The organism is Paenibacillus flagellatus, assembly GCF_003217775.1.
GTDB lineage: Bacteria > Bacillota > Bacilli > Paenibacillales > NBRC-103111 > Paenibacillus_AB > Paenibacillus_AB flagellatus.
In genome coordinates this window covers 496,791-516,009 of sequence record NZ_QJVJ01000001.1, presented here as the reverse complement: position 1 = coordinate 516,009, position 19,219 = coordinate 496,791, and the positions used below count along the sequence as shown (strand labels likewise).

The window sequence follows — 19,219 nt, the reverse complement described above, 5'->3', positions numbered from 1 at the left end:
TCACCGCCGAATCGCCTCGCACCAGCGCCACTACACCGCACCGCCGCACAACGTTTCGTTCTATTGCCAAGCCACACCCAACCATCCGATCTCTCCTCCAATGGCCGTGATTTGGCGCAAATCGTGCGATTGCAGGTGATTTTTCACGACAGCCTCCGTGATGTCCGTTAGCGCTGCACGTGTCCGCCCAATCGCGTTAAAACGGTCCCATATGTGGGGGAAAGCACTGAACCGTTACCTGATCCCGAAAGATATGATTGCGGAAAACTGAAGAAAGTGTTCCAGATCCCGAGCCGATCATGTTGTTGATCGTGTTCACCATGCTCTTTTCCGGTGATTTTCAGCTTGTGGTCGGCGAGCGCGTCGTCGCTTTCATAATCCGGGTTTCATTGATACAGTCCACGATTTCATCCCGGTTTTTTCTTCCGCTCAAGGTCTTCGGCCGTGACGCATTGCTGCGTTTTCTTCTCCGCCTGGTGGAACATGTCCTGCAGCCGCCCGGGCGCGATCACAAGCGGAGACGCTTCACCCTTGATCTTGCCGATCACGTTTCTGCCGAACTCCAGCCATGCGGCGGCCGACAGCGTTTTCCCTTCCCGCTTGGCAAACACTTTGCGAATCAGGTTCGTGAGCTGCGATTCGTTCCCCTCGCGCAGGCGATTGCCGTCATCGAGGCGGCGTCCAAGACGCAGGAGCAAGAGACGCTGCTGCGGCCAATCTGCAAGCGGCTCATGCCAGTCTTGTGCCGCTGGCGGCCGCAGCGCCGGGGCAAGCGGTGCTGTCCGGCAATAGCGGGCATGCATACGGTCTGCAGGACGGGAACTACGAGGTGACGATGAACCTGTGGTGGGGACAGAACGGCACGAGCTATACGCTGTATGAGAACGGCACGGCGATCGATACGAAGCGGCTGGCGGACGGGACGCCGAAGACGAACGGTACGATGTACAAACTGTACGAGAACGGCGTGCCGGTCGATACGCAGCAGCTTGCCGCCAGGACGCCCGGCGCGCAGACGGCCAGTACGGCGATAACGGGAAGAGCTCCAGGCGCCTATCGATACAAGGCCGAACCGATCAATGCGGCCGGGGTGGCGGCGAGCGACAAGGTGACGGTTACGGTGAGATAACGAGAGTGAAGGAAGCAGGGCCGCGAAGCACCGCGTACGCGAAGTACGCGGTGCTTCCTTTCCATAAGCGCTTACCTGATTTCGCGAGAAACGGATATCGCTGGCCTGGTTGCCCCCCGTAGGTCAAAGCGCTCGCATTGAGCATGACGTTCGAGTCGAATATGGGAATCGACGGACCGGGGACGAAGCTGACGCCGGGCGACATTCTCGCCGAAGGTCGGCGTGCCCAATCCACCCGATACGCTGAAATTGGAAGGCATTGAACGGCGACCCAATCGCCATAGCCGAGCATGCGAAAATGCGGATTATGGTCTTTTTCCCAGGTAGATATAAAAAAGTAAAAGAGCTTAAAATTCGGTTATTTACGACGGGATCGAATCCTTTCTATGATGAACGTGAAGGAATGGGCACAGTGGAAATATCATCGAATCACTATTGTGAAAGCGTAATCACGAATGCGATGAGACGACTGAAAACGAGGCGGTATTTTCGGCCATCGTTCAGACCATTGTGCTGACGATCAGCCGAGTGAGCTACTGAAAGGGGGGGTGAATAGAAGCGTTATACCACAAAACCAGGAGGCGAAAAATGATTAACCAATCGTAAATGGAAGTGGAGCATTACCCGTACAACCGCAGCCGCGATATACTCAGCGGAACTATGAGTGTGTTCTCCGTTCCGCTCGTTGGTGCCGCCGGTACGGATCCCATGATGGGATCGGGGCTGGTCGTTAACCGCGGATTCGAGCTGGGGAGCGGCACGATCGCTGTTCAACTGGAGCTGTCGACCCCAAGGGCGGGTACGGCCGATGTGATCATCGACCAAGCGTCCTTGACGGCTGCAGATCCGGTGCCGACGCCGACGGTTACGCCGTCCGCTTCGCCTTCTGTAACGCTAACGGCCACACCGACGGCAACGCCAACCTCGATGCCGCCCGCCGGTTCGTTGGAATGGCAGTCACGGCATTTCCAATCGTTTAATGAAAAAGCTGGAGCACGCCCAGATGAAGTCGTTCATTCAGCAAGCTTTGAATACAATCTGCTACAATGAGGTGTGATTATGATTCGAAATCGTAAGTCGAACCTTTTTCTTGTGTGGACCTTACTTTTTACTTTGATGATAAGTGCGACAGGTGGATTTTCTGTTGTGGACCAGTCTGCGGCAGCGGACGCTGCGCCGGCTGAAACCATCTATCCGAATCCATATAACAAGCCGGCGATTACGCCTCCCGCTCATGTCCATCCCCGGGTATTCGTACGGAGTGAGCATATCCCCAAAATAAAGGAAAATTTGACGAAAGGTACGATGCCCGCGGTGTGGCAAAGGGTCGTCGCTAACGCTGGAACAGACGTAGTTGTCGGAACGCTGAACCCAACAGTTGTTAAATCGAATGCGCTGCTATATCTCATCGATGGCAACATTACCGCAGGCCATAAGGCTGTCAATCAGCTGCTTCATTATTTTGCCGCCGGTATTTTTCCTTCCGATTCGCGGGAGATCGGCGAAATCATTTTTACAGCAGCGCTCGTCTATGACTGGTGTTATCCGCTAATGAACGACGATCAGCGACTGACTATCCGTCTAATGGTGGCCCAAATCGGAAAACAAATGGAAATCGGCTATCCGCCGCTCGGCCAAGGAGCCGTCACCGGTCACGGATCGGAAGCGCAGCTGCTTCGCGATCTGCTTTCTTTCGGAATCGCTTCCTATGATGAAAATCCGAATTTGTATGAAATTGCGGCCGGAAGATTTTTCGATGAATTCGTACCTGTACGCAATTTTGAATATGAGTCCGGCATGACATCGCAAGGGAATTCCTACGGCCTCTTTCGCTTTCAGTGGGATCTTAACGCGTTATGGCTGTTCGACCGTCTCGGATACGGCAACGTATTTTCGCCCAAGCAGCAATATGTGCCGTACAGCTGGTTATACGCCAGACGACCGGACGGTCAATTATTAAGAAGAGGCGACGATTTCACGAGCTTGTTTACCGCACCCGGGCAATACTTCAAGGACAGCCCTTTAACGATATTCTTATCGTCTGCGTACTACAAAGATCCCTATTTGCGCAATGAGTTTGTACGGCAAGTCAATTACGGCGCTGCAATAGACCCCATTTATATGGTCTTGTTTAACGATCCCGACCTCGATGTCCTTGCCAAGAGCGAAAGGGATTTACCGCTTACAAGGTTCTTCGGTTATCCGCACGGCTCGATGATCGCCCGCACGAACTGGGAAGGCAGCGTAAATTCCAATAGTGTCGTGGCCGAGATGAATATCGGAACATACAATTTTGTGAATCATGCCCATGAGGACGCAGGCAGCTTTCAACTCTATTATAAAGGCGCATTAGCCATCCCGAGCGGGGTTTACGAAGGAACCAAGGGGGGGTATGCCAGCGATCACGACTTTAATTACCATAAGCGGACCATTGCCCATAACGCGATGCTGGTGAACGACCCTAACGAGCAATTCCGTTCCGGCGCCAGGAGCTTCGAGAATGACGGCGGTCAGCGGTTTCCCAATAATTTGGGGGAGGCGGCCACGCTTGCCGAGCTGCTGAATCCGGCCAAAGGCTACGAGGTCGCCAGGGTGCTGAATCAAGCCGTCGGCTCGGATGCCGCGACGCCGGATTTTTCGTACATTAAAGGAGATCTGACCAAAGCGTACACGAGCAAAGTAACGGACTACAAACGCTCCATGGTGTTTCTTAATCTGAAAAATAATGTTCATCCCGCCGCCCTGCTTGTGTTTGACAGGGTTTCCGCTGCGCAGCCCGATTTCAAGAAAACGTGGCTGCTGCATAGTATCGAGGAGCCTGAGCTCACGGGTAACACCCAAGTGATGAAGAATGAGAAGGGCGGCTATAATGGAAAGCTGGTCAATACGACACTGCTGCCCTCCGGCAATGCGGCGGATATTCGAAAAGAGGGCGGCCCGGGCCGAGAATTCATCGTAAACGGGACCAATTACCCGAACGCTCCGAAAAGTGCAGGGGTGGCGGCCGAGCCGGGCTCCTGGCGGATCGAGATTTCGCCCAGCCAACCGGCTGCGACGGATACGTTCCTGAACGTGATGCAGGTATCGGATTCCGAGGGGGGACCGGCTCCTTTAGCTGTCGAACAAATCAATGGAGACAAAGTGGTCGGGGCTCAAATATCCGATCGGGTGGTGTTATTTGCGAAGGACGGTCAACCGGTCAACGATGAATTAATATTTGAAATTCCTGGTTCGGACAGCGGCTTGTATGTACTCGTTACGGATCTGGCGGCAGGCTACTGGACCGTGCAGCGGCAGGGCTCCCAGCCGTCCGCAGTACAATACGAAGTCCTTGCCGACAAAGGCATCTTGTATTTCCAAGGAGATGCGGGAACGTATACGTTAACTCGATCTGCGGTCCGCACGATGCCGGAGGCGCCTGTTGTGCCAAACATTCCGATGCCGGAAATCAATATTCCAATATCGGTTACGGTTGACGGAAAAACGGTTGGGTTGACGAATCAGCCCAAATTCGTCGGCAATACGCTGATGGTTCCGGCTCAAGAGGTGCTGGCGCCGCTTGGTGTCCGGTTGGAAGGCGACGTGCAGACGGGGACCGTTTCCGCGATCAAGCTCGGCAAAGCGGTGAGCATCACGGCCGGCAGCAGCCAAGTGGTCACGGATGCCGGGACCAAAGAGTTGAAAGCGCCGGTTGCGCTTCTCCAGAATATTCTCTATGTTCCCTTGGACTTGATCGAAATCGCACAGTGGGGAACGACCCAATGGGACGAGTTTTTCAGAAATGCTGCACTGACTACCCTCAAGCCGACTACCAATTACGGACTTACGGCGGTCACCGACAGCACGGGGGTTCCATACTCCGGCGAAACGACAATCGATGGGAAACCCGATACGTACTGGAGTGCAACAGGCGAGCAGGCCTGGATTCAATATGATCTAGGAACAGTGAAAGTGGTCGACAAGGTCGGTATTGCCTGGTACAAAGGGTATGAACGGCATGTTGTGTTTGAACTGCAATTATCGCTAGACGGAACCGCATGGAAAACGGTTTATAGCGGCGTAAGCGGCGGCAAAACCGATCAAGTGGAAGATGTTGTCTTCGACAGGGGACTGGCCCGTTATGTCCGAATCGTCAGCAAGGGCTATCAATCAGCTGGCGGCATAACGCCGAAGCATGCCGTTCAAGAGACGGTCCTTTATCCCGCAGAGCTTCATCCAATAGACGTCACGTCAGATTTCGAGGCGGTGAAAGCGAAGCTGGACGTATTTGCGGAAGCGGAAAGCTTCAGCCATGCGGACCCGGGTATAGTTGTTTATAACACGAGACCGTTTCTATCAGGAGGTAAAGGCGTAAACGGATGGGTTAATCCCGGCCAGACCATTACGTGGGACCTGCATGTTCCCGAAGCCGGGTACTACGATGTTGCCTTGAAATATGTAGGGGGCTGGGAGTTAAACGGCGGCAACATCAAGCGGTCGATTCAGTTCGGCTCCGAACTGTATTCCGTTGAAGCGCCAAGCACGCCGAGCTTTGGAGCCGCCCCGCAAGAATGGAGAGCGGCGACGGTCCGCACCGCGACTTATTTACCGGCAGGACCTGTGCAGCTCAAAATGTGGAACGTCATTGGCGCGAGTAATTTGGACTGGGTCGGGCTGGTGAAGTCTATCGACACCGCTGCACCGACGATCTCCATAACCGGTCTTGCGGACGGAAGCACGCTCGGCAATTCCGGAGAGCTGTCGGTACAGGTTGCCCTGAGCGACAATATGTCCGGAGTCGATGAGAGCAAGACGACGGTGACCCTGGATGGGACCGTCTATGTGCCGGGAACAACGATCCCGCTTTATACGATCGCGCCGGGTACCCATACGTTCGTAGTGATGTCGACCGATTTGGCGGGGAATACCGCTACGGCCACGTTGACCTTTACGACCTATGCCGATATTGAAACACTCAAGCAGATGGTGACGGTATTTACGGCGGACGATTCGATCAACAATCACGGCATTTCCAACAGCTTAATGAAGAAGCTGGAGCATGGGCAGATTCAGGCGTTCATCCAGCAGGTGGAAGCGCAGCGCGGAAAGCATATATCGGAAGCGGCAGCAGACTATTTGCTGCGGGATGCGCGACTGGTTGCAGCTGAATTGCGAGTAAACGAAAGGAGCATTCGATAAACCGTATGAAGAGCCACTCCATCTTCCCCAAGCAAGTCAGGATAGGAGGGATGGGGGTTCCCGGACGCCGCTTGCGGATAACCTGCCGGTGGATTAAACTGGAAACGGGACGTATCCTTATGCCGGGGTGATTCGATTGAAGGTGGAAAACGAGAAAGTCCGCTTAACCGTAAAAAATGCCGATGTAAGCGAATCGAACTTCAACTGCTGCAAGCTGAGCGGAACGGAAATCACCTGCTGCGACGTCAGCGGCGTTCGACTGCAGGACGTCAACATGACGGGACTGGCGATCTCGGACGCCAATTTGAGCGAGCTGCATATCGACGGCGCTCAATGGGGCGGGGCCCGGATCCAATATGTCGGGTACGGCAATCCGAGCCAACCGGAAGTCGACTTCAACAAGCAGGGCGTCCAATTCGTCCATTGCAATTTCGAAGAAGGACGGTTTGCCGACTGCTCGTTTACGAACGTGAAGCTGGAGAACTGCGACATCAAGGGCTTGACCATCAACGGGGTCGACATCGAAAAGCTGATGAACCAGTACGCTTCCGCGTCCGCCGGGAAGGGCGAGTGAACGAATTTTTTCCATACGCGTTCGAGAGCCTGACAATCCGTTGTCAGGCTCTCTTGTTTATACTGGAACCGACTTTGTTCATAGTGAAGGAGGTTCGATCGGTATGACGACCGACGCGTACGGGAACGAAAAAGAGACGGATGCCGGCAGCCGGGCGGAGACCCCGGCCCGGAATGCGATCGTGACGGGGGGATCCCGGGGAATCGGCCGGGAAATCGTGCGACGCTTGGCCGCTAACGGCTATCGGGTCGTGTTTACTTACGAGAAGGAGGAGGACGCGGCGCGCGGTCTGGAACGCGAGCTTCGGGCAAGCGGCCGGGACGTATTCGCGGAACGGTGCCGGCTGACCGACATCGGCGAGCCGGACGACATGCTGGAGCGGGCGTCGCGGCATTTCGGCTCCGGGCCGGAGCCGTTTCTCGACGTGCTGGTCAACAACGCCGGGGTGATCGATCACGCGGATATTCGTCATACGACGCCGGAAGCGTACGACCGGGTCATGAACGTCAACGCGAAAGGCACCTTCTTCATGATGCAGCGGGGAGAAGTGCGCATGCGCGACGGCGGCCGCATCGTGAACATCTCCAGCGTGGGCACCGCGTGGCCTTCGCCGGGCGAGGCGGTGTACGCCGCGAGCAAAGCGGCCGTCGAGCAATTCGGCCGGGTCGCCTCGCGCGAATTCGGCCGGCGCGGCATTACGGTCAATACGATTTCGCCCGGCCCGACCGATACGGACATGCTGCGAAGCGGCGTCCGGGAGGAGGACTTGGCCGGTCTCCGGCATCTCACGGCGCTCGGACGGCTGGGCACGCCCGCGGATATAGCCGACGTCGTCCTGCTGCTCGTCGATCCGCGCGCAGGCTGGGTGACGGGGCAAAACATCCGGGTGGACGGAGGCTTGGTATGAATCGGGAATATATCCTCATTCGCGGAGGGAGGGAGGAGTTCGCATGAGGCTGGATCGGCTGCTGGCCATCACGATGGCTTTGCTGAGCAGCAAGAGAGTGGGCGCCGCCGAATTGGCCGAGCGGTTCGAGGTGTCGCTGCGCACGATCTACCGGGACATCGAGGCGATCAACCAGGCGGGTATTCCCGTCTATGCCTGCTTGGGCCCGGAGGGCGGCTACGAGATTATGCCCGGCTACCGGCTGGACAAGCAGGTGTTGTCGATCGACGATTTCGTCGCCATCTATCACGCGCTGAACGGCGTTCAAGCGGTGACCGACCCGGCCGGGCTGACGCGTCTCCTCGACCGGATCGGCTCGTTGATGCCCGAGCGGGCGCCGTCCTCCTCGGCTCTTGATTTCAACCAGGCCGCGCGTCCGGCCGACAAGGACAAGCTGCGCCGGCTGTACTTGGCCATCCGCGACGGCAAGGTTGCGGAATTCGCTTACACGGACCATCGGGGCGCGGAAACGGTGCGGACGGTCGAACCGATGGGGCTGTACCTCCGAGGAAACGGGTGGAACTTGTGGGGCTACTGCCGGATGCGGGAGGCGCTGCGGGTGTTCCGTCTGTCGCGAATGAGCGGCCTCGCGATCCGGCCGGACACGTTCGTACGGCGAGAGCTGACGATTCATGACGTGGACAAGGACCGACGGCAAGCTTCCGTTCCGCCCGGCATCACGGCGCAGCTGCGCTTTCGGCCCGAGCTCAAGGCGAGCGTGCTGGACGAATTCGGGGAGGAGCGGGTAACGGCCGCTCCGGACGGAACGCTGCAGGTGTCGGTACGCTACTATACGGTCGAGGCGGCGTTGCGCCATATCGTCGGCTTCGGACCGGCCGCGACGCTGCTGGACCCGCCCGAATTGATCGAGGCGCTGCGGCGGTATGTCGCGGCGATCGCGGACCGATACGAGGAAGCGGATGGCGGCGGCTGTCCGGACGATATCGGCCGTTGACAAAGAAGCGCCCCGCCTCTATAATTCATAGCAACTGCATAGAACGGTCAGGTTTGAGAACAGGAGTAACCCTTATCCGTATGCACGGCCTTCGCCCACGCGAAGGCGTGTTTACCATGGATAAGGGTTTTTCTTTTGTCCATCCGCGGCCGTATCGATGGGGATGGAGAAGGAGGAGCCGACAGTTGCGCGGATACATTTTCGATTTGGACGGCACGGTTTATTTGGGGGAACGGATGATCGAGGGAGCGGCGGAGTCGATCGCCAAGCTGCGGAGCCGCGGCGATAAAGTCGTATTTTTGTCGAACAAGCCGATCGCCACCCGTTTGTCTTATGCGAACAAGCTGACGAAGATGGGCATCCCGACCGGGGTGGACGACGTGCTCAATTCGTCGCTGATCGTAGCCCGGCACCTGCGCAAGACGATGAAGCCCGGCGAAACGGTCTACGTCATCGGCGAGGAGCCGATCCGCGAAGAGCTTGCGGCCCACGGCATCGTCTGTACCGACAAGTCGGAGGACGCGTCGGTCGTCGTCTTGTCGTGGGACCGCCAGTTCACCTACGACAAGCTGAACGCGCTGTTCCAGGCGGCGCTCAAGGGAGTGCCCATCATCGCCTCCAACCCGGACGCGACTTGCCCGCTCGAGGACGGCCAGCTGCCGGATACGGGCACGTTCATCGCGGCTCTGGAAACGGCGCTCGGGAAGCCGGCGGTCGTCGTCGTCGGCAAGCCGTCGCGTATCGCCGCCGAAGCGGCGGTCGAGCATATGGGTCTCGATTACGGCGACTGCTACGTGATCGGAGACCGTCTCGAAACCGATATCCGGATGGCCAACGAAGCGGGCATGCATTCGGTGCTCGTGCTTACCGGCGTCGGGACGCGGGAGATGGCCGAGCGGGGACCGGACCGGCCGCGCACGATTTTGCCCAGCATCGCGAAAATTGCCGACCTGTAGCCCTTCCGGCCCGCGTTCCGTGCTATAATGGGAGAAGCCTGTTCGTTATGGAGGAGCGCCACATGTACCCGATAGTCGATATCGTCGAGCATCAGACGATTGCCGCCGTACAGAAGGAAGCGGACTTGGACGCCGCTCTGCGCGGGCAAGTGAACGTCGTGTTTTTGCTGACCGGCTCGCTCATGAACGTGCACGAGCTGACCGAGAAGGTGAAGCAGGCGGGCAAGCACGTGTTTTTGCATATGGAGTTTATCGAGGGGATCGCCGCGGACCGGGGGGGCGTCGCCTACGTCGCGAAGCATGTGCGGCCGACCGGCATCATTTCCACGAAGAGCAGCATCGTAAAGGCGGCGAAGGACAGCGGCCTGCTCGCCATCCAGCGCATCTTCCTGATCGACCGCAACGCCGTGCTGCGAGGCATCAAGGCGGTGGAGCAGAGCAACCCCGACGCGATCGAGGTGATGCCGGGCATTATGCCGCGCATTATCCGCGAGATGACGAATATGACGCCGCTGCCGATTATCGCCGGCGGACTGGTCGGCAACCGGCAGGAAATCGACGACGGACTGAAGGCGGGCGCGCTGGCCGTATCCGTCGGAGCGCCGGAGCTGTGGGCGGACTGAGCCGCGACAAAGCCGCGATGAAGGCGGACATCGAGACCGAAAGCGTAACGACCGATTGGGTTCGGAGACCGAGAGAATACCCGAGAGGCCGACGGACGCTTGTTTTTCGCCGTGTGCGGGAAGCTTGCGCTCCGGGGGCGAGCGGGTTTCTACGGTCTTTTTTCGTACATAGATGACACGATCCCGAGACCCTACAACTTGCCGAAAGGACGATGAAACGATGAAAACGAACGACAGCCTTATGATTATCGCGCACCGGGGAGCGGCCGGGGAAGCGCCGGAAAATACGCTCGCCGCCTTCAAGCTCGGCCTGGAGCAAGGCTGCACGGGCATCGAGCTGGACGTCCACCTGTCCAAGGACGGCGAAGTGATCGTCTGCCACGACGGGACGCTGGACCGGACGACGGACAGCAAGGGCGTCATCCGCGACATGACCGTCGACGAGCTGAAGAAGGCGGACGCGGGCCGTTGGTTTCACGAGAAGTATGCGGGGGAGCGCGTCCCGCTGCTGGAGGAAGTGCTCGACCTCGTTTCGCCGGAGGTGCAGATCAACGTCGAGATCAAAGGCTCGTACGGCGGGGAGACCGAGCCGGCGCTGCTGAAGCTGCTGCACCGCAAAAACCGGCTAGACAGCGTGTTCGTCTCTTCGTTCGATTTCGTCAGCCTGGAGCTGCTGAAATCGCTGGAGCCGAATATTCGCATCGGCCAGCTGTACAGCATCGGCATCGCGAAGCATTACCGGATGGCCGACCTCATCGACCAGCCGCTCTATTCGCTTCATCCGCAATGGAGCAAGCTGACCGGCGAGGCGGTTCGAGAGGCGAAGGAGCGCGGTCTCGCCGTCTACCCTTGGACGGTGAATGCGGAGGAGACGATGCGGCAGATGATCGAGTTCGGCGTCTCCGGCATCATTACGGACTATCCGGGCCGGCTGAAGAAGCTGCTGGAGGGCTGACGTCCCGCAGCAGGTCGACGAACGCCGTCAGCGTGCGCGACACCCATCGCCCGGCGGGATAGACGAGCTGGACGAAGAAGCGCAGCTCCGGGTGCGAGAACGGCAGCGGGACGAGCCGGCCGTCGGCGAGCTCCGCCTCCACGGCGCCGGCGGGCAGCAGCGACAGGCCGAGCCCGTGGAGGACGCAGCGCTTGATCGCCTCGACGCTGCCGAGCTCGCACGATAGCTGCGGCCGTACGCCGCAATCGGCGAGCAGCCCGACGAGCGCGTTGCGGTAGGCGCAGCTTCGCTCGGGGGCGACCCAGGCGTGAACGGCGAAGTCGCCCGGCACGACTTCGGCCGCCCCGGCGAGCGGGTGGTCCGGGCGGGCGACGAGGACAAGCGGCTCCTCGCGCAGCGTGACGCAGACGAGCTCGGGATCCGGGCATTTGCGCTCGAGCAGGACGCCCACGTCGTATTCGCCCCGCTTCACCCCTTGGAGCACCTCCGTCTCGTTCCCGGTTTGCAGCAGCAGCTCGGTTTGCGGAAACGCCAGCTTCATCCGCCGAACGTACGGCGGCAAATAAAACGCCGCCATCGATTCGGTCGTGCCGATCGCGAGCGCGCCGGCCGTCTCCGCCGATACGGCTTGCTTCGATTCCTCGGCCAGGTCGAGGAACCGGTCGGCGTACGCGAGCAGCTGGCGTCCGCCCGCGGTCAGCCGGATGCCGCGTCCGTCGCGCTCGAACAACGGGACGCCGTACTCCTGCTCCAGCTTCCGGATTTGCGCCGTTACGCTCGATTGCGCGTAGCCGAGCGCGTCGGCCGCGCGGGTCATATTCAGCTGCCGCGCCGTTTCGCGGAACGTTCTCATAAGCGCGATGTCCATCGGCGTTACCTCCTTGCGCGCGGATTCGATCGGTTTTTCCGATTGATGTTATCGAATATTATAGCTAACTCCGATCGGATTCGCTATGGTACATTGGATGCACAGCCGGTCGCGGCCGCCGCTGCAATAGCCGTTGCAACGGCAGGCGATGCCGGCATTCATGCCAGGGAGGGGTTCATCATGTTGGCTGAACGATTGAAAGGCGTCTTCGTCCCCGTCGTCGCTCCGTTTACGCCCGATCGAAAGCTGGATGCGGAAAGCTTCCGCAACGTCGTCCACGCGGTGCTGGAGCAGCGGGTGCACGGGATCGTCGTCAACGGCACGACGGGCGAAAGTCCGGCCGTCCGGTGGGAGGAGGTGCGCCGGATGACGGAAATCGCGCTGGAGGTTCGAGGCGAGCGGTCCGTGCCGGTTATCGTCGGCACGGGCTCGAACGATACGCGAACCGCGGTCATGCTGACGAAGCGGGCGAGACAGCTCGGCGCGGACGGGGCGCTCGTCGTCACGCCGTACTACAACCGGCCTTCGGCGGCCGGCGTCCTCGAGCATTACAAGCGGGTCGGAGACGCCGGGCTTCCGATCGTCGCCTACCATATTCCGTACCGGACCGGGCTGGAGCTGACTCCGGACGACATCGCCGCCGTTCTCGAGCTCGAAGCGGTGGCCGGCATCAAGGAAAGCTCCGGCGGCATCCGCCACTTCATCGAGCTTGGCGGACGGACGGAGAAGGCGCTGCTGTGCGGCGACGATCTGTATTTCTTCGCGGCGCTGTGCTGCGGGGCGGCCGGCGGCATGCTCGCATCGGCTCACGTCCGGACGCACCGGTTCGTCAAAACGTACGAATCGTTCGCCAAAGGCCGCTGGACGGAGGCGAAGGCGGCGTTCGACGAGCTCGTCCCGCTCATCCGGCTGCTGTTCGCGGAGCCGAACCCGGCGCCGGTGAAGACGGCGCTTCAGCTGGGCGGCCTGATCCGCTCCGACGCGGTGCGGCTTCCGATGACGCGGACGGGGGAGGCGCTTCGCGGCAAGCTGGAGGCGCTGCTGAACGGATCGAAGTTATAGGCGTTAACTATCACGAATATCGAATCTATATATTGGACGAATGAGCCGGTCATGCCTCACAATCGGAATCAAGAAGAGGAAAGGTTGTGAGCGCATGAATCATTCGTGGAACGCGGAATTGTACGATACGAAAATCGGCTTCGTCTCGGAGTACGGCAAGTCGGTCGTCGACCTGCTCGACGCGCAACCGGGCGAGTCGGTGCTGGACATCGGCTGCGGCACCGGCGACTTGTGCCGGGAGCTGGCGGACCGGGGGGCGATTCCGCACGGAATCGATTTTTCGCCGGACATGGTCGCAAAGGCGAAGACGAAATACCCGGACTTGACGTTCGAGGTGGCGGACGCGCAGTCGTACCGGACGGACCGGACGTTCGACGCGGTATTCTCCAACGCGGCGCTGCATTGGATGAAGAAGCCGGCGGACGTCATCCGCAGCGTCCGCGAAGCGCTGAAGCCGGGCGGACGGTTCGTGGCGGAGTTCGGGGGCAAGGGCAACGTGGCCGGCATCGTCCGGGCGCTGAACGAGGCGCTGCCCGCGTTCGGCGTGGTCGACGCGGCGGCGCGCAACCCGTGGTATTTTCCAAGCGTGGGCGAATACGCCGCGCTGCTCGAGGCGGAAGGGTTCCGAGTCGGGTACGCGCTCCATTTTCCGCGTCAGGTCGCGATGGGGGACGGCGAGCGGGGACTCGCGCATTGGCTCGACATGTTCGGAACGGCGTTCTTCGAAGGGCTCGACGAGGCGCGGAAGCGGGAGGCTTACGGGAAGACGGCCGAGGCGGCGAAGCCGTATCTGTTCCGCGACGGAGAGTGGGTGCTCGATTATTGGCGGCTGCGGGTGACGGCGTATATGCCTTTAGTCATGAAATAGGACCATATACCTATTAATGGAATGCGGAAAATGGGGTACTATAGTCTTACAAACGTGTGCAAGATTAGGAAAAAAGGCAAACCCGATCGAAAGACGGGGACGCAAAGCCACGGGTCTACAGCCGCTCTCGGCCAAGACAGCCGGGTTGCCCATAACGGCACCGTTATCGTCGGCTGGACGGACGTCGCTTCTGGGCGGCGTCTTCTTTGCGTTCGGGACGCGACTGGAGGTGACGATTGATGAACGAAGTGATGCAGCTGAAAACCGATTTGCACCGGCTGACCGTCGAGCTGATCGGCAACTGCAAGTATTGCTCCCTGATCTCCTCGAACGTGGAGTTCAAAACGCCGATCTACTGCACCAAATTTACCGGAGCCACTCATCCGACCTGCGTGGACGTCGGCACGTGTCTCGCCTGCCAGGAATATAAACGGACGTAGACTTTTCGTTGGGGGAAGTCTATTTTTTGTGAAGCTTCCCGAAAAAACGTCATCGGTCCCCGCACCTTTTTCCCGCCGCCGAATATGGGTATAAGTAGGCGAGTATCCGCGGGAAGGAGGGGAGAACGATGGAATTCCGCGATTTATCCGCAATCGTATCGAAGAAGGTGATGATCAAGCCGAGGCTGCAAATCCGCTACCCGCAGCTGTCCGGCTTGCCGAACCGGAAAGCGCAGACGGCGATGAACGACCGGATTCTCGACTTGACGTACGGGCTGATCCGGGACCAGGGTTACGTGCAGGACCCGACCAAGGAGATGACCGGCGGCTACGAGACGAGGCTGAACGGAAACGGCTTGATCAGCATCGTATTCCGCAATGACGCCTATTCGAAGGGCGCCGCGCACGGACTGACGGTGCAGCGGTCGTTGACGATGGACTTGTGGAACGGGAACGCGTACCGGTTCGGCGATTTGTTCCCCGAAGGGAGCGAATACAAAGACACGATCGACGCAATCTTGAAACGCGAAATCGAGGAGAGGGAAGTGCCCGTCTCCGACATCGCCGATTTCAGGGGCGTGGGCCCGGAACAAGACTATTACTTGACGCCGAACGAGCTGGTCGTCTATTACCGGCTCTACGAATATACGCCGTATGCGTTCCCGATCCCGTACGGCGACATCGTCGACATCGCCGACCCGCAAGGGCCGATCGGCCGTCTGCAGCCGGTCGCGATTTGAGTCCGAAGTCTTCCTTCGCCGCAAGGCGGGGGAGGGCTTCTTTTTTTCGGTGTGATATACTAGATTCATAGCAGTGTTGCTAGAATCCGGATAACCCTTATCGGAACGGAAAAGGAGAGGATGAGACTTGAAACGGTATGGGAAACGGGTAGCGGCAGCCCTCGGAACGGCGCTGCTGCTGACGATCGGCGGAGCGGGGCAGTCGTTCGCCTACGACGCCCGATTGAAGACGTATTCGGATATGGCGGTCGGCGATTGGGCCGCACCGTCGGTATATACGCTGTCGTCCATGAAAATCGTGGACGGCTACGAGGACGGGACGTTTCGCCCGGACGCGGCGCTCTCCCGGGAGGCGTTCGTCAAGCTGCTCGTCGAGGCGGTGCCGCCGCGGCCGCAAGCCGGGGGAGCCGCCGGCGCGGCGCCGTTGGCCGACGTCGGGGCCGACCGGTGGTCGTACGAGCCGATTCGGCGAGCCCATGAGGCCGGATGGCTCGATACGCTCGTACGGGACGGCGCGTTCGGACCGGATAAGGGGATGACGCGCGAGGAGGTGGCCGCATTGGCGGGCGCGGCGCTGCTGGCGGACGCGAAGCCGGAGGAGCGGACGCGCTGGCTCCAGACGGAATGGACAACGACGCGCGACAAAGTACCGTTCGGCGACGCCGCGGATATCGAGCCGCGCCTCGCGCCGTACGCGTACCGGACGGTCGCCTCGGGCGTCATGCTCGGGGACGACCTGGGGTTATTCCGGCCGAAGGACGCGCTGACCCGGCGCGAGGCGGCGGCCATCGTCGAGCGGATGATCGGCGTACGGACCGCGGAAACGCCGCTCGAGATCGCCGCCTTTTATTCGGCGGGCGGCCCGTACAAGGATACGGCCCGCTTCTCGGCCGCCGGGGAGGCGATCTTCGACTGGGCGAAGCTGGAATACGCCGGGGGCGGTTCCGGTACCGCCAAGGCGGCGTTGACGCTGCCGGCCGATTGGAAGGACGTGCTGCAGGCGGCCGACCGGTCCAAGACGGCGAAGCGGCTCATGGTGTTCGCCAATACGAAGCAGCAGAAGCTGGCCGACTTTTTGCAGGACAAGCCGGCGCGCGCGGCGTTCGTCGCCTCCGTGAGGGAGACGCTGGCCGACCCCGCGTACGGGTTCGCCGGCGTATGCATCGACTTCGAAGGGCTGACCGAGCCGACGCAGCGGGAGCCGTACACGGAGCTGCTGCGCGAGCTGAAGGCGGCGATCGGGAACGCGTCTCTGACGGTTGCGGTGCCGCCGTCCGACTATTACGCCGGCTACGACTACAAGGCGATCGGCGAGCTGGCCGACCGGGTCGTCCTGATGGCGTACGATTTCACGCATGCGGCGAGCGGGCTGCCTTCCGCGCCGCTGCCGCTCGTCGGCATGACGGTCAAGGAAGCGCTGCTCGACATTCCGCCGGGCAAGCTGCTCCTCGGCATTTCCAAGCAGGCGAACCAATGGACGACGAAGCCGGACGGCACCGTGGACTTTTTCCCGTCGCCGGCAATCGATGCGGTCGAGAAGCGGCTGGCCGATCCGAATACCCGCACGGAGCAGGCGCTGCCCTACTTCCTGGAACGGATCACGTTTACGGACGACAGGGGCTCGCACCTGCTCTGGTACGAGGACGCGGAGAGCATCGGGAAGAAGATCCGGCTCGCGCAATCGTTCGGCCTGCGCGGCGTGGCGCTGTGGCAGCTGAACCAGCTGACGCCGGAGGACTGGAGCGTCGCGGCCGCCCATTCGGAGAAACGGGCTCGCTAAATTGCGGCCGGTTTGAAACCTCCTTTTCGCGGTTACGTATTACTTAACAACAAACGCGAAGGAGGACGCGATTCATGTTCAAGAAGCTATTGAAGGATGCGTTGCATTCCGCTCTCGGGTCCAAGCGCCGTCACGGTCACTACAGCAGCAGCGATTATCATAAGCGCCAACACGTACACTACAGCAGCAGCGACTACCATAAGCAGCAGTACGGGCATCCCCCGCAATATCCGAATCACGGCCAGCACCCGAACTACCATCATAACCAGCACGGTCATACGTATTACCGCAAGAAATGGAAAAGCCACTCGAGCTGACCATCGGAAGCGAGCCTGCCGGCATACGACCGGCGGGCTTTTTTTTAAGAATGGTTAGTTGTCGTTGAATGTTCATTTTTGAGCGAAAGAAAACAACCACCTCAAAGGTGGTGATTGAACTGTCGTACCCGTTAGCTTAACATGCAATTTTTCGAGAAAGCACACTATCTTTCGTAGTTTCTTCCTGAATGGTCTTCCTATATGCTTTGTTATTTGGAACAACTAGATAGTTTTTAAGTATTCATGCTTCAAAATACTCATCATTATACGATCGACATATTGACCATTTTTATAGACTTCGTCTCTTAGTATGCCATCCTTATTGAAACCAGCCTTTTCATAACTCCGAATAGCACCAGGATTATCAGCATCTACCGTCAAATACACTTTATGAAGGTTTAAACGCTCGAATGCAAAATCCAGGACAACACCTGTCGCTTCTGTAGCATAACCTTGCCCCCATACCGTTTTGTCCCCAATCCAAATACCAAATTCAGCATGCTTGGACCAAGGATGGATATTAAACAATTGGGTATTGCCAATCGGGATGCCGTCTTCTTTTATTATGGTAAAATAGACAGAGGATAGATCTGTTTGTGCGTACTTCCGTGTACGTTCTCTGACCACTTCCGGTGTTAGGGGCATACCACTTCCTGACGGTAACGTTCGGTTAACTACGGGATCGGACAGCCATTCATATCGCTTTTCCCAATCTTCTTCAACAACACGCCTTAATGTTACTCGTTGTCCGTATAGCATATTTTCCCTCCGTGTACCTAGATTGGTACTTGTTTTGTATACTCGTAAATCCATATGTAGGGTATTCGCGAAAGCTTTTTAACTATTCTGCCGTTAGCTTAATGATAAATCGACAACAAAGATTAACATAGCCTTAAGAATAAAGATAGTATAAGTTTTCAGCGAAGCTGAGTGCGTTCTTCTCGAAAGAAAAAGGTTCCGCTTACGCAAGGGTCAGGCATCGTGTCCAAGACTTCGTTTAGAATCTTTTTTTATCCAATGTGTGAGATTCGGAGATCGGTTGGCATCCCTAAGGATAGACCGGTTACAAGCCGAAGGGGGAGGGAAGATGGAAGTTCGCGACGTGCGGGAAACCGCCGCAGATTGCGGCGAGGACGAGACGGTCAGGCGCGCCCGGGATGGCGACGCCGAAGCGTTCAGCGAGCTGGTCCGCCGGTACCGGACCAGGGCGTACGGCCTTGCCCGGAAGCTGACGAACGACGACCATATGGCCGAGGACGTCGTGCAAGATGCGTTGATCCGCGCTTTTTTGCATCTCGGCAGCTTGATGGATACGTCGCGCTTTTTGCCGTGGCTCCAGAAGATTGTGCGCAATCAGGCGTACATGAAGCTGAGGCGGGGCGGCCCGTATGCGAAGGAGAAACCGTTCGCCTCTTATCGCATGATCCGGGACGGGCAGGAGCCGCAGGTCGAATGCGACAGCGTCGACAGCATAATCCGGCATTTGGCTTCGCGTACGGAGAGCCGTTCGCAGCAGTTGTCCGACCCGGCGCATCTGGTCGTGAAGAAGGAGATGATCGTCGGAATCGGAGAGCTGCTGCGCTGTCTCAGCCCAAGGGAACGGAACATTTTCGAGGCTTACTTTTTCCGGGAGCTGTCGCCGCCGGAAATCGCCGATCTGTTCGGCACGACGACCGGCAACGTGTACAATTTCATCTATCGCACGAGGCACAAAGTGCAGATGGAACGGCTGCGCGTTTATTTAAATGCGCACGTCCAGAAACGCCGCGAGCTGAAGCTGCCCTCCAAAAAGATTTTGCCGAAGCCGACCGGATACTGACTACCGAAG

19 protein-coding genes and 1 riboswitch are annotated in these 19,219 nt (G+C 58.8%); of the genes, 16 read left to right on the top strand and 3 right to left on the bottom strand.

Annotated elements, in window-relative coordinates:
• Positions 1–407: 407 nt before the first annotated feature.
• Entirely contained in the window at positions 408–698 is a 291-nt protein-coding gene (locus tag DLM86_RS02400; RefSeq protein WP_110838351.1) for a hypothetical protein, read from the bottom strand.
• A gap of 44 nt (positions 699–742) precedes the next feature.
• Here DLM86_RS02400 and DLM86_RS02395 point away from each other — a divergent pair, with 44 nt between their 5' ends.
• The 9 genes from DLM86_RS02395 to DLM86_RS02355 all read left to right on the top strand — a co-directional run bounded on the left by DLM86_RS02395 (position 743) and on the right by DLM86_RS02355 (position 11,316).
• Complete coding sequence (locus DLM86_RS02395; protein WP_146250138.1) at positions 743–1,129, top strand: hypothetical protein; 387 nt, start codon at positions 743–745, stop codon at positions 1,127–1,129.
• A gap of 606 nt (positions 1,130–1,735) precedes the next feature.
• A complete protein-coding gene (locus DLM86_RS02390) occupies positions 1,736–2,179 on the top strand; it encodes a hypothetical protein (RefSeq protein WP_110838349.1) in 444 nt (147 codons plus the stop codon).
• A 9-nt stretch (positions 2,180–2,188) separates the two neighbouring features.
• Positions 2,189–6,307, top strand: coding sequence for a heparin/heparin-sulfate lyase HepB (gene hepB, locus DLM86_RS02385; RefSeq protein WP_110838348.1), 4,119 nt, complete (start codon positions 2,189–2,191; stop codon positions 6,305–6,307).
• 142 nt (positions 6,308–6,449) lie between these two features.
• Positions 6,450–6,881 (top strand): pentapeptide repeat-containing protein, encoded by a 432-nt coding sequence (locus tag DLM86_RS02380; protein WP_158289284.1) that lies wholly within the window; start codon positions 6,450–6,452, stop codon positions 6,879–6,881.
• Between the two features lie 103 nt (positions 6,882–6,984).
• The gene (locus tag DLM86_RS02375; protein ID WP_110838346.1) at positions 6,985–7,788 is read left to right on the top strand and encodes an SDR family NAD(P)-dependent oxidoreductase; all 804 of its coding nucleotides are present in this window, start codon (positions 6,985–6,987) and stop codon (positions 7,786–7,788) included.
• Positions 7,789–7,831: 43 nt separating this feature from the next.
• Complete coding sequence (locus tag DLM86_RS02370; RefSeq protein WP_110838345.1) at positions 7,832–8,782, top strand: helix-turn-helix transcriptional regulator; 951 nt, start codon at positions 7,832–7,834, stop codon at positions 8,780–8,782.
• Between the two features lie 185 nt (positions 8,783–8,967).
• Entirely contained in the window at positions 8,968–9,738 is a 771-nt protein-coding gene (locus DLM86_RS02365) for an HAD-IIA family hydrolase (RefSeq protein ID WP_110838344.1), read from the top strand.
• A gap of 62 nt (positions 9,739–9,800) precedes the next feature.
• Entirely contained in the window at positions 9,801–10,361 is a 561-nt protein-coding gene (locus tag DLM86_RS02360) for a glycerol-3-phosphate responsive antiterminator (RefSeq protein WP_110838343.1), read from the top strand.
• A gap of 220 nt (positions 10,362–10,581) precedes the next feature.
• The gene (locus DLM86_RS02355) at positions 10,582–11,316 is read left to right on the top strand and encodes a glycerophosphodiester phosphodiesterase (RefSeq protein WP_110838342.1); all 735 of its coding nucleotides are present in this window, start codon (positions 10,582–10,584) and stop codon (positions 11,314–11,316) included.
• Here the strand turns inward: DLM86_RS02355 and DLM86_RS02350 are convergent.
• Complete coding sequence (locus DLM86_RS02350) at positions 11,273–12,184, bottom strand: LysR family transcriptional regulator (RefSeq protein ID WP_110838341.1); 912 nt, start codon at positions 12,182–12,184, stop codon at positions 11,273–11,275. The genes DLM86_RS02355 and DLM86_RS02350 overlap by 44 nt on opposite strands.
• A 180-nt stretch (positions 12,185–12,364) precedes the next feature.
• Between DLM86_RS02350 and dapA the strand changes: the two genes are divergently transcribed.
• The 6 genes from dapA (at position 12,365) to DLM86_RS02320 (ending at position 17,391) form a co-directional block, all read left to right on the top strand.
• Positions 12,365–13,246 carry a 4-hydroxy-tetrahydrodipicolinate synthase gene (gene dapA, locus DLM86_RS02345; protein WP_110838340.1) on the top strand — a complete coding sequence of 294 codons (882 nt, stop codon included), beginning with the start codon at positions 12,365–12,367 and terminating at the stop codon, positions 13,244–13,246.
• 94 nt (positions 13,247–13,340) lie between these two features.
• Entirely contained in the window at positions 13,341–14,114 is a 774-nt protein-coding gene (locus tag DLM86_RS02340; RefSeq protein ID WP_110838339.1) for a class I SAM-dependent methyltransferase, read from the top strand.
• Between the two features lie 65 nt (positions 14,115–14,179).
• Positions 14,180–14,267: riboswitch (cyclic di-GMP riboswitch) on the top strand.
• Between the two features lie 86 nt (positions 14,268–14,353).
• Positions 14,354–14,554 (top strand): hypothetical protein, encoded by a 201-nt coding sequence (locus DLM86_RS02335; RefSeq protein WP_110838338.1) that lies wholly within the window; start codon positions 14,354–14,356, stop codon positions 14,552–14,554.
• A 128-nt stretch (positions 14,555–14,682) separates the two neighbouring features.
• Positions 14,683–15,294, top strand: a complete 612-nt coding sequence (locus tag DLM86_RS02330) for an RsiV family protein (protein ID WP_110838337.1) — start codon at positions 14,683–14,685, stop codon at positions 15,292–15,294.
• Between the two features lie 127 nt (positions 15,295–15,421).
• Complete coding sequence (locus tag DLM86_RS02325) at positions 15,422–17,074, top strand: glycosyl hydrolase family 18 protein (RefSeq protein WP_110838336.1); 1,653 nt, start codon at positions 15,422–15,424, stop codon at positions 17,072–17,074.
• Between the two features lie 74 nt (positions 17,075–17,148).
• A complete protein-coding gene (locus DLM86_RS02320) occupies positions 17,149–17,391 on the top strand; it encodes a hypothetical protein (RefSeq protein ID WP_110838335.1) in 243 nt (80 codons plus the stop codon).
• A gap of 222 nt (positions 17,392–17,613) precedes the next feature.
• On the opposite strand, the gene DLM86_RS02315 is transcribed toward DLM86_RS02320, so the two are convergent.
• Positions 17,614–18,150 carry a GNAT family N-acetyltransferase gene (locus DLM86_RS02315; protein WP_110838334.1) on the bottom strand — a complete coding sequence of 179 codons (537 nt, stop codon included), beginning with the start codon at positions 18,148–18,150 and terminating at the stop codon, positions 17,614–17,616.
• 328 nt (positions 18,151–18,478) lie between these two features.
• On the opposite strand from DLM86_RS02315, the gene DLM86_RS02310 reads away from it, so the two are divergent.
• On the top strand, positions 18,479–19,210 hold the full coding sequence (locus DLM86_RS02310; protein ID WP_110838333.1) for an RNA polymerase sigma factor: 732 nt from the start codon (positions 18,479–18,481) through the stop codon (positions 19,208–19,210).
• Positions 19,211–19,219 lie beyond the last annotated feature (9 nt).

Bases quoted from the DNA above. Each gene is read 5' to 3' on its own strand.
- DLM86_RS02390 (WP_110838349.1), top strand. From the start codon at position 1,736: ATGGAAGTGGAGCATTACCCGTACAACCGCAGCCGCGATATACTCAGC.
- hepB (WP_110838348.1), top strand. From the start codon at position 2,189: ATGATTCGAAATCGTAAGTCGAACCTTTTTCTTGTGTGGACCTTACTT.
- DLM86_RS02375 (WP_110838346.1), top strand. From the start codon at position 6,985: ATGACGACCGACGCGTACGGGAACGAAAAAGAGACGGATGCCGGCAGC.
- DLM86_RS02370 (WP_110838345.1), top strand. From the start codon at position 7,832: ATGAGGCTGGATCGGCTGCTGGCCATCACGATGGCTTTGCTGAGCAGC.
- DLM86_RS02360 (WP_110838343.1), top strand. From the start codon at position 9,801: ATGTACCCGATAGTCGATATCGTCGAGCATCAGACGATTGCCGCCGTA.
- DLM86_RS02355 (WP_110838342.1), top strand. From the start codon at position 10,582: ATGAAAACGAACGACAGCCTTATGATTATCGCGCACCGGGGAGCGGCC.
- DLM86_RS02350 (WP_110838341.1), bottom strand. From the start codon at position 12,184: ATGGACATCGCGCTTATGAGAACGTTCCGCGAAACGGCGCGGCAGCTG.
- dapA (WP_110838340.1), top strand. From the start codon at position 12,365: ATGTTGGCTGAACGATTGAAAGGCGTCTTCGTCCCCGTCGTCGCTCCG.
- DLM86_RS02340 (WP_110838339.1), top strand. From the start codon at position 13,341: ATGAATCATTCGTGGAACGCGGAATTGTACGATACGAAAATCGGCTTC.
- DLM86_RS02335 (WP_110838338.1), top strand. From the start codon at position 14,354: ATGAACGAAGTGATGCAGCTGAAAACCGATTTGCACCGGCTGACCGTC.
- DLM86_RS02330 (WP_110838337.1), top strand. From the start codon at position 14,683: ATGGAATTCCGCGATTTATCCGCAATCGTATCGAAGAAGGTGATGATC.
- DLM86_RS02320 (WP_110838335.1), top strand. From the start codon at position 17,149: ATGTTCAAGAAGCTATTGAAGGATGCGTTGCATTCCGCTCTCGGGTCC.
- DLM86_RS02315 (WP_110838334.1), bottom strand. From the start codon at position 18,150: ATGCTATACGGACAACGAGTAACATTAAGGCGTGTTGTTGAAGAAGAT.
- DLM86_RS02310 (WP_110838333.1), top strand. From the start codon at position 18,479: ATGGAAGTTCGCGACGTGCGGGAAACCGCCGCAGATTGCGGCGAGGAC.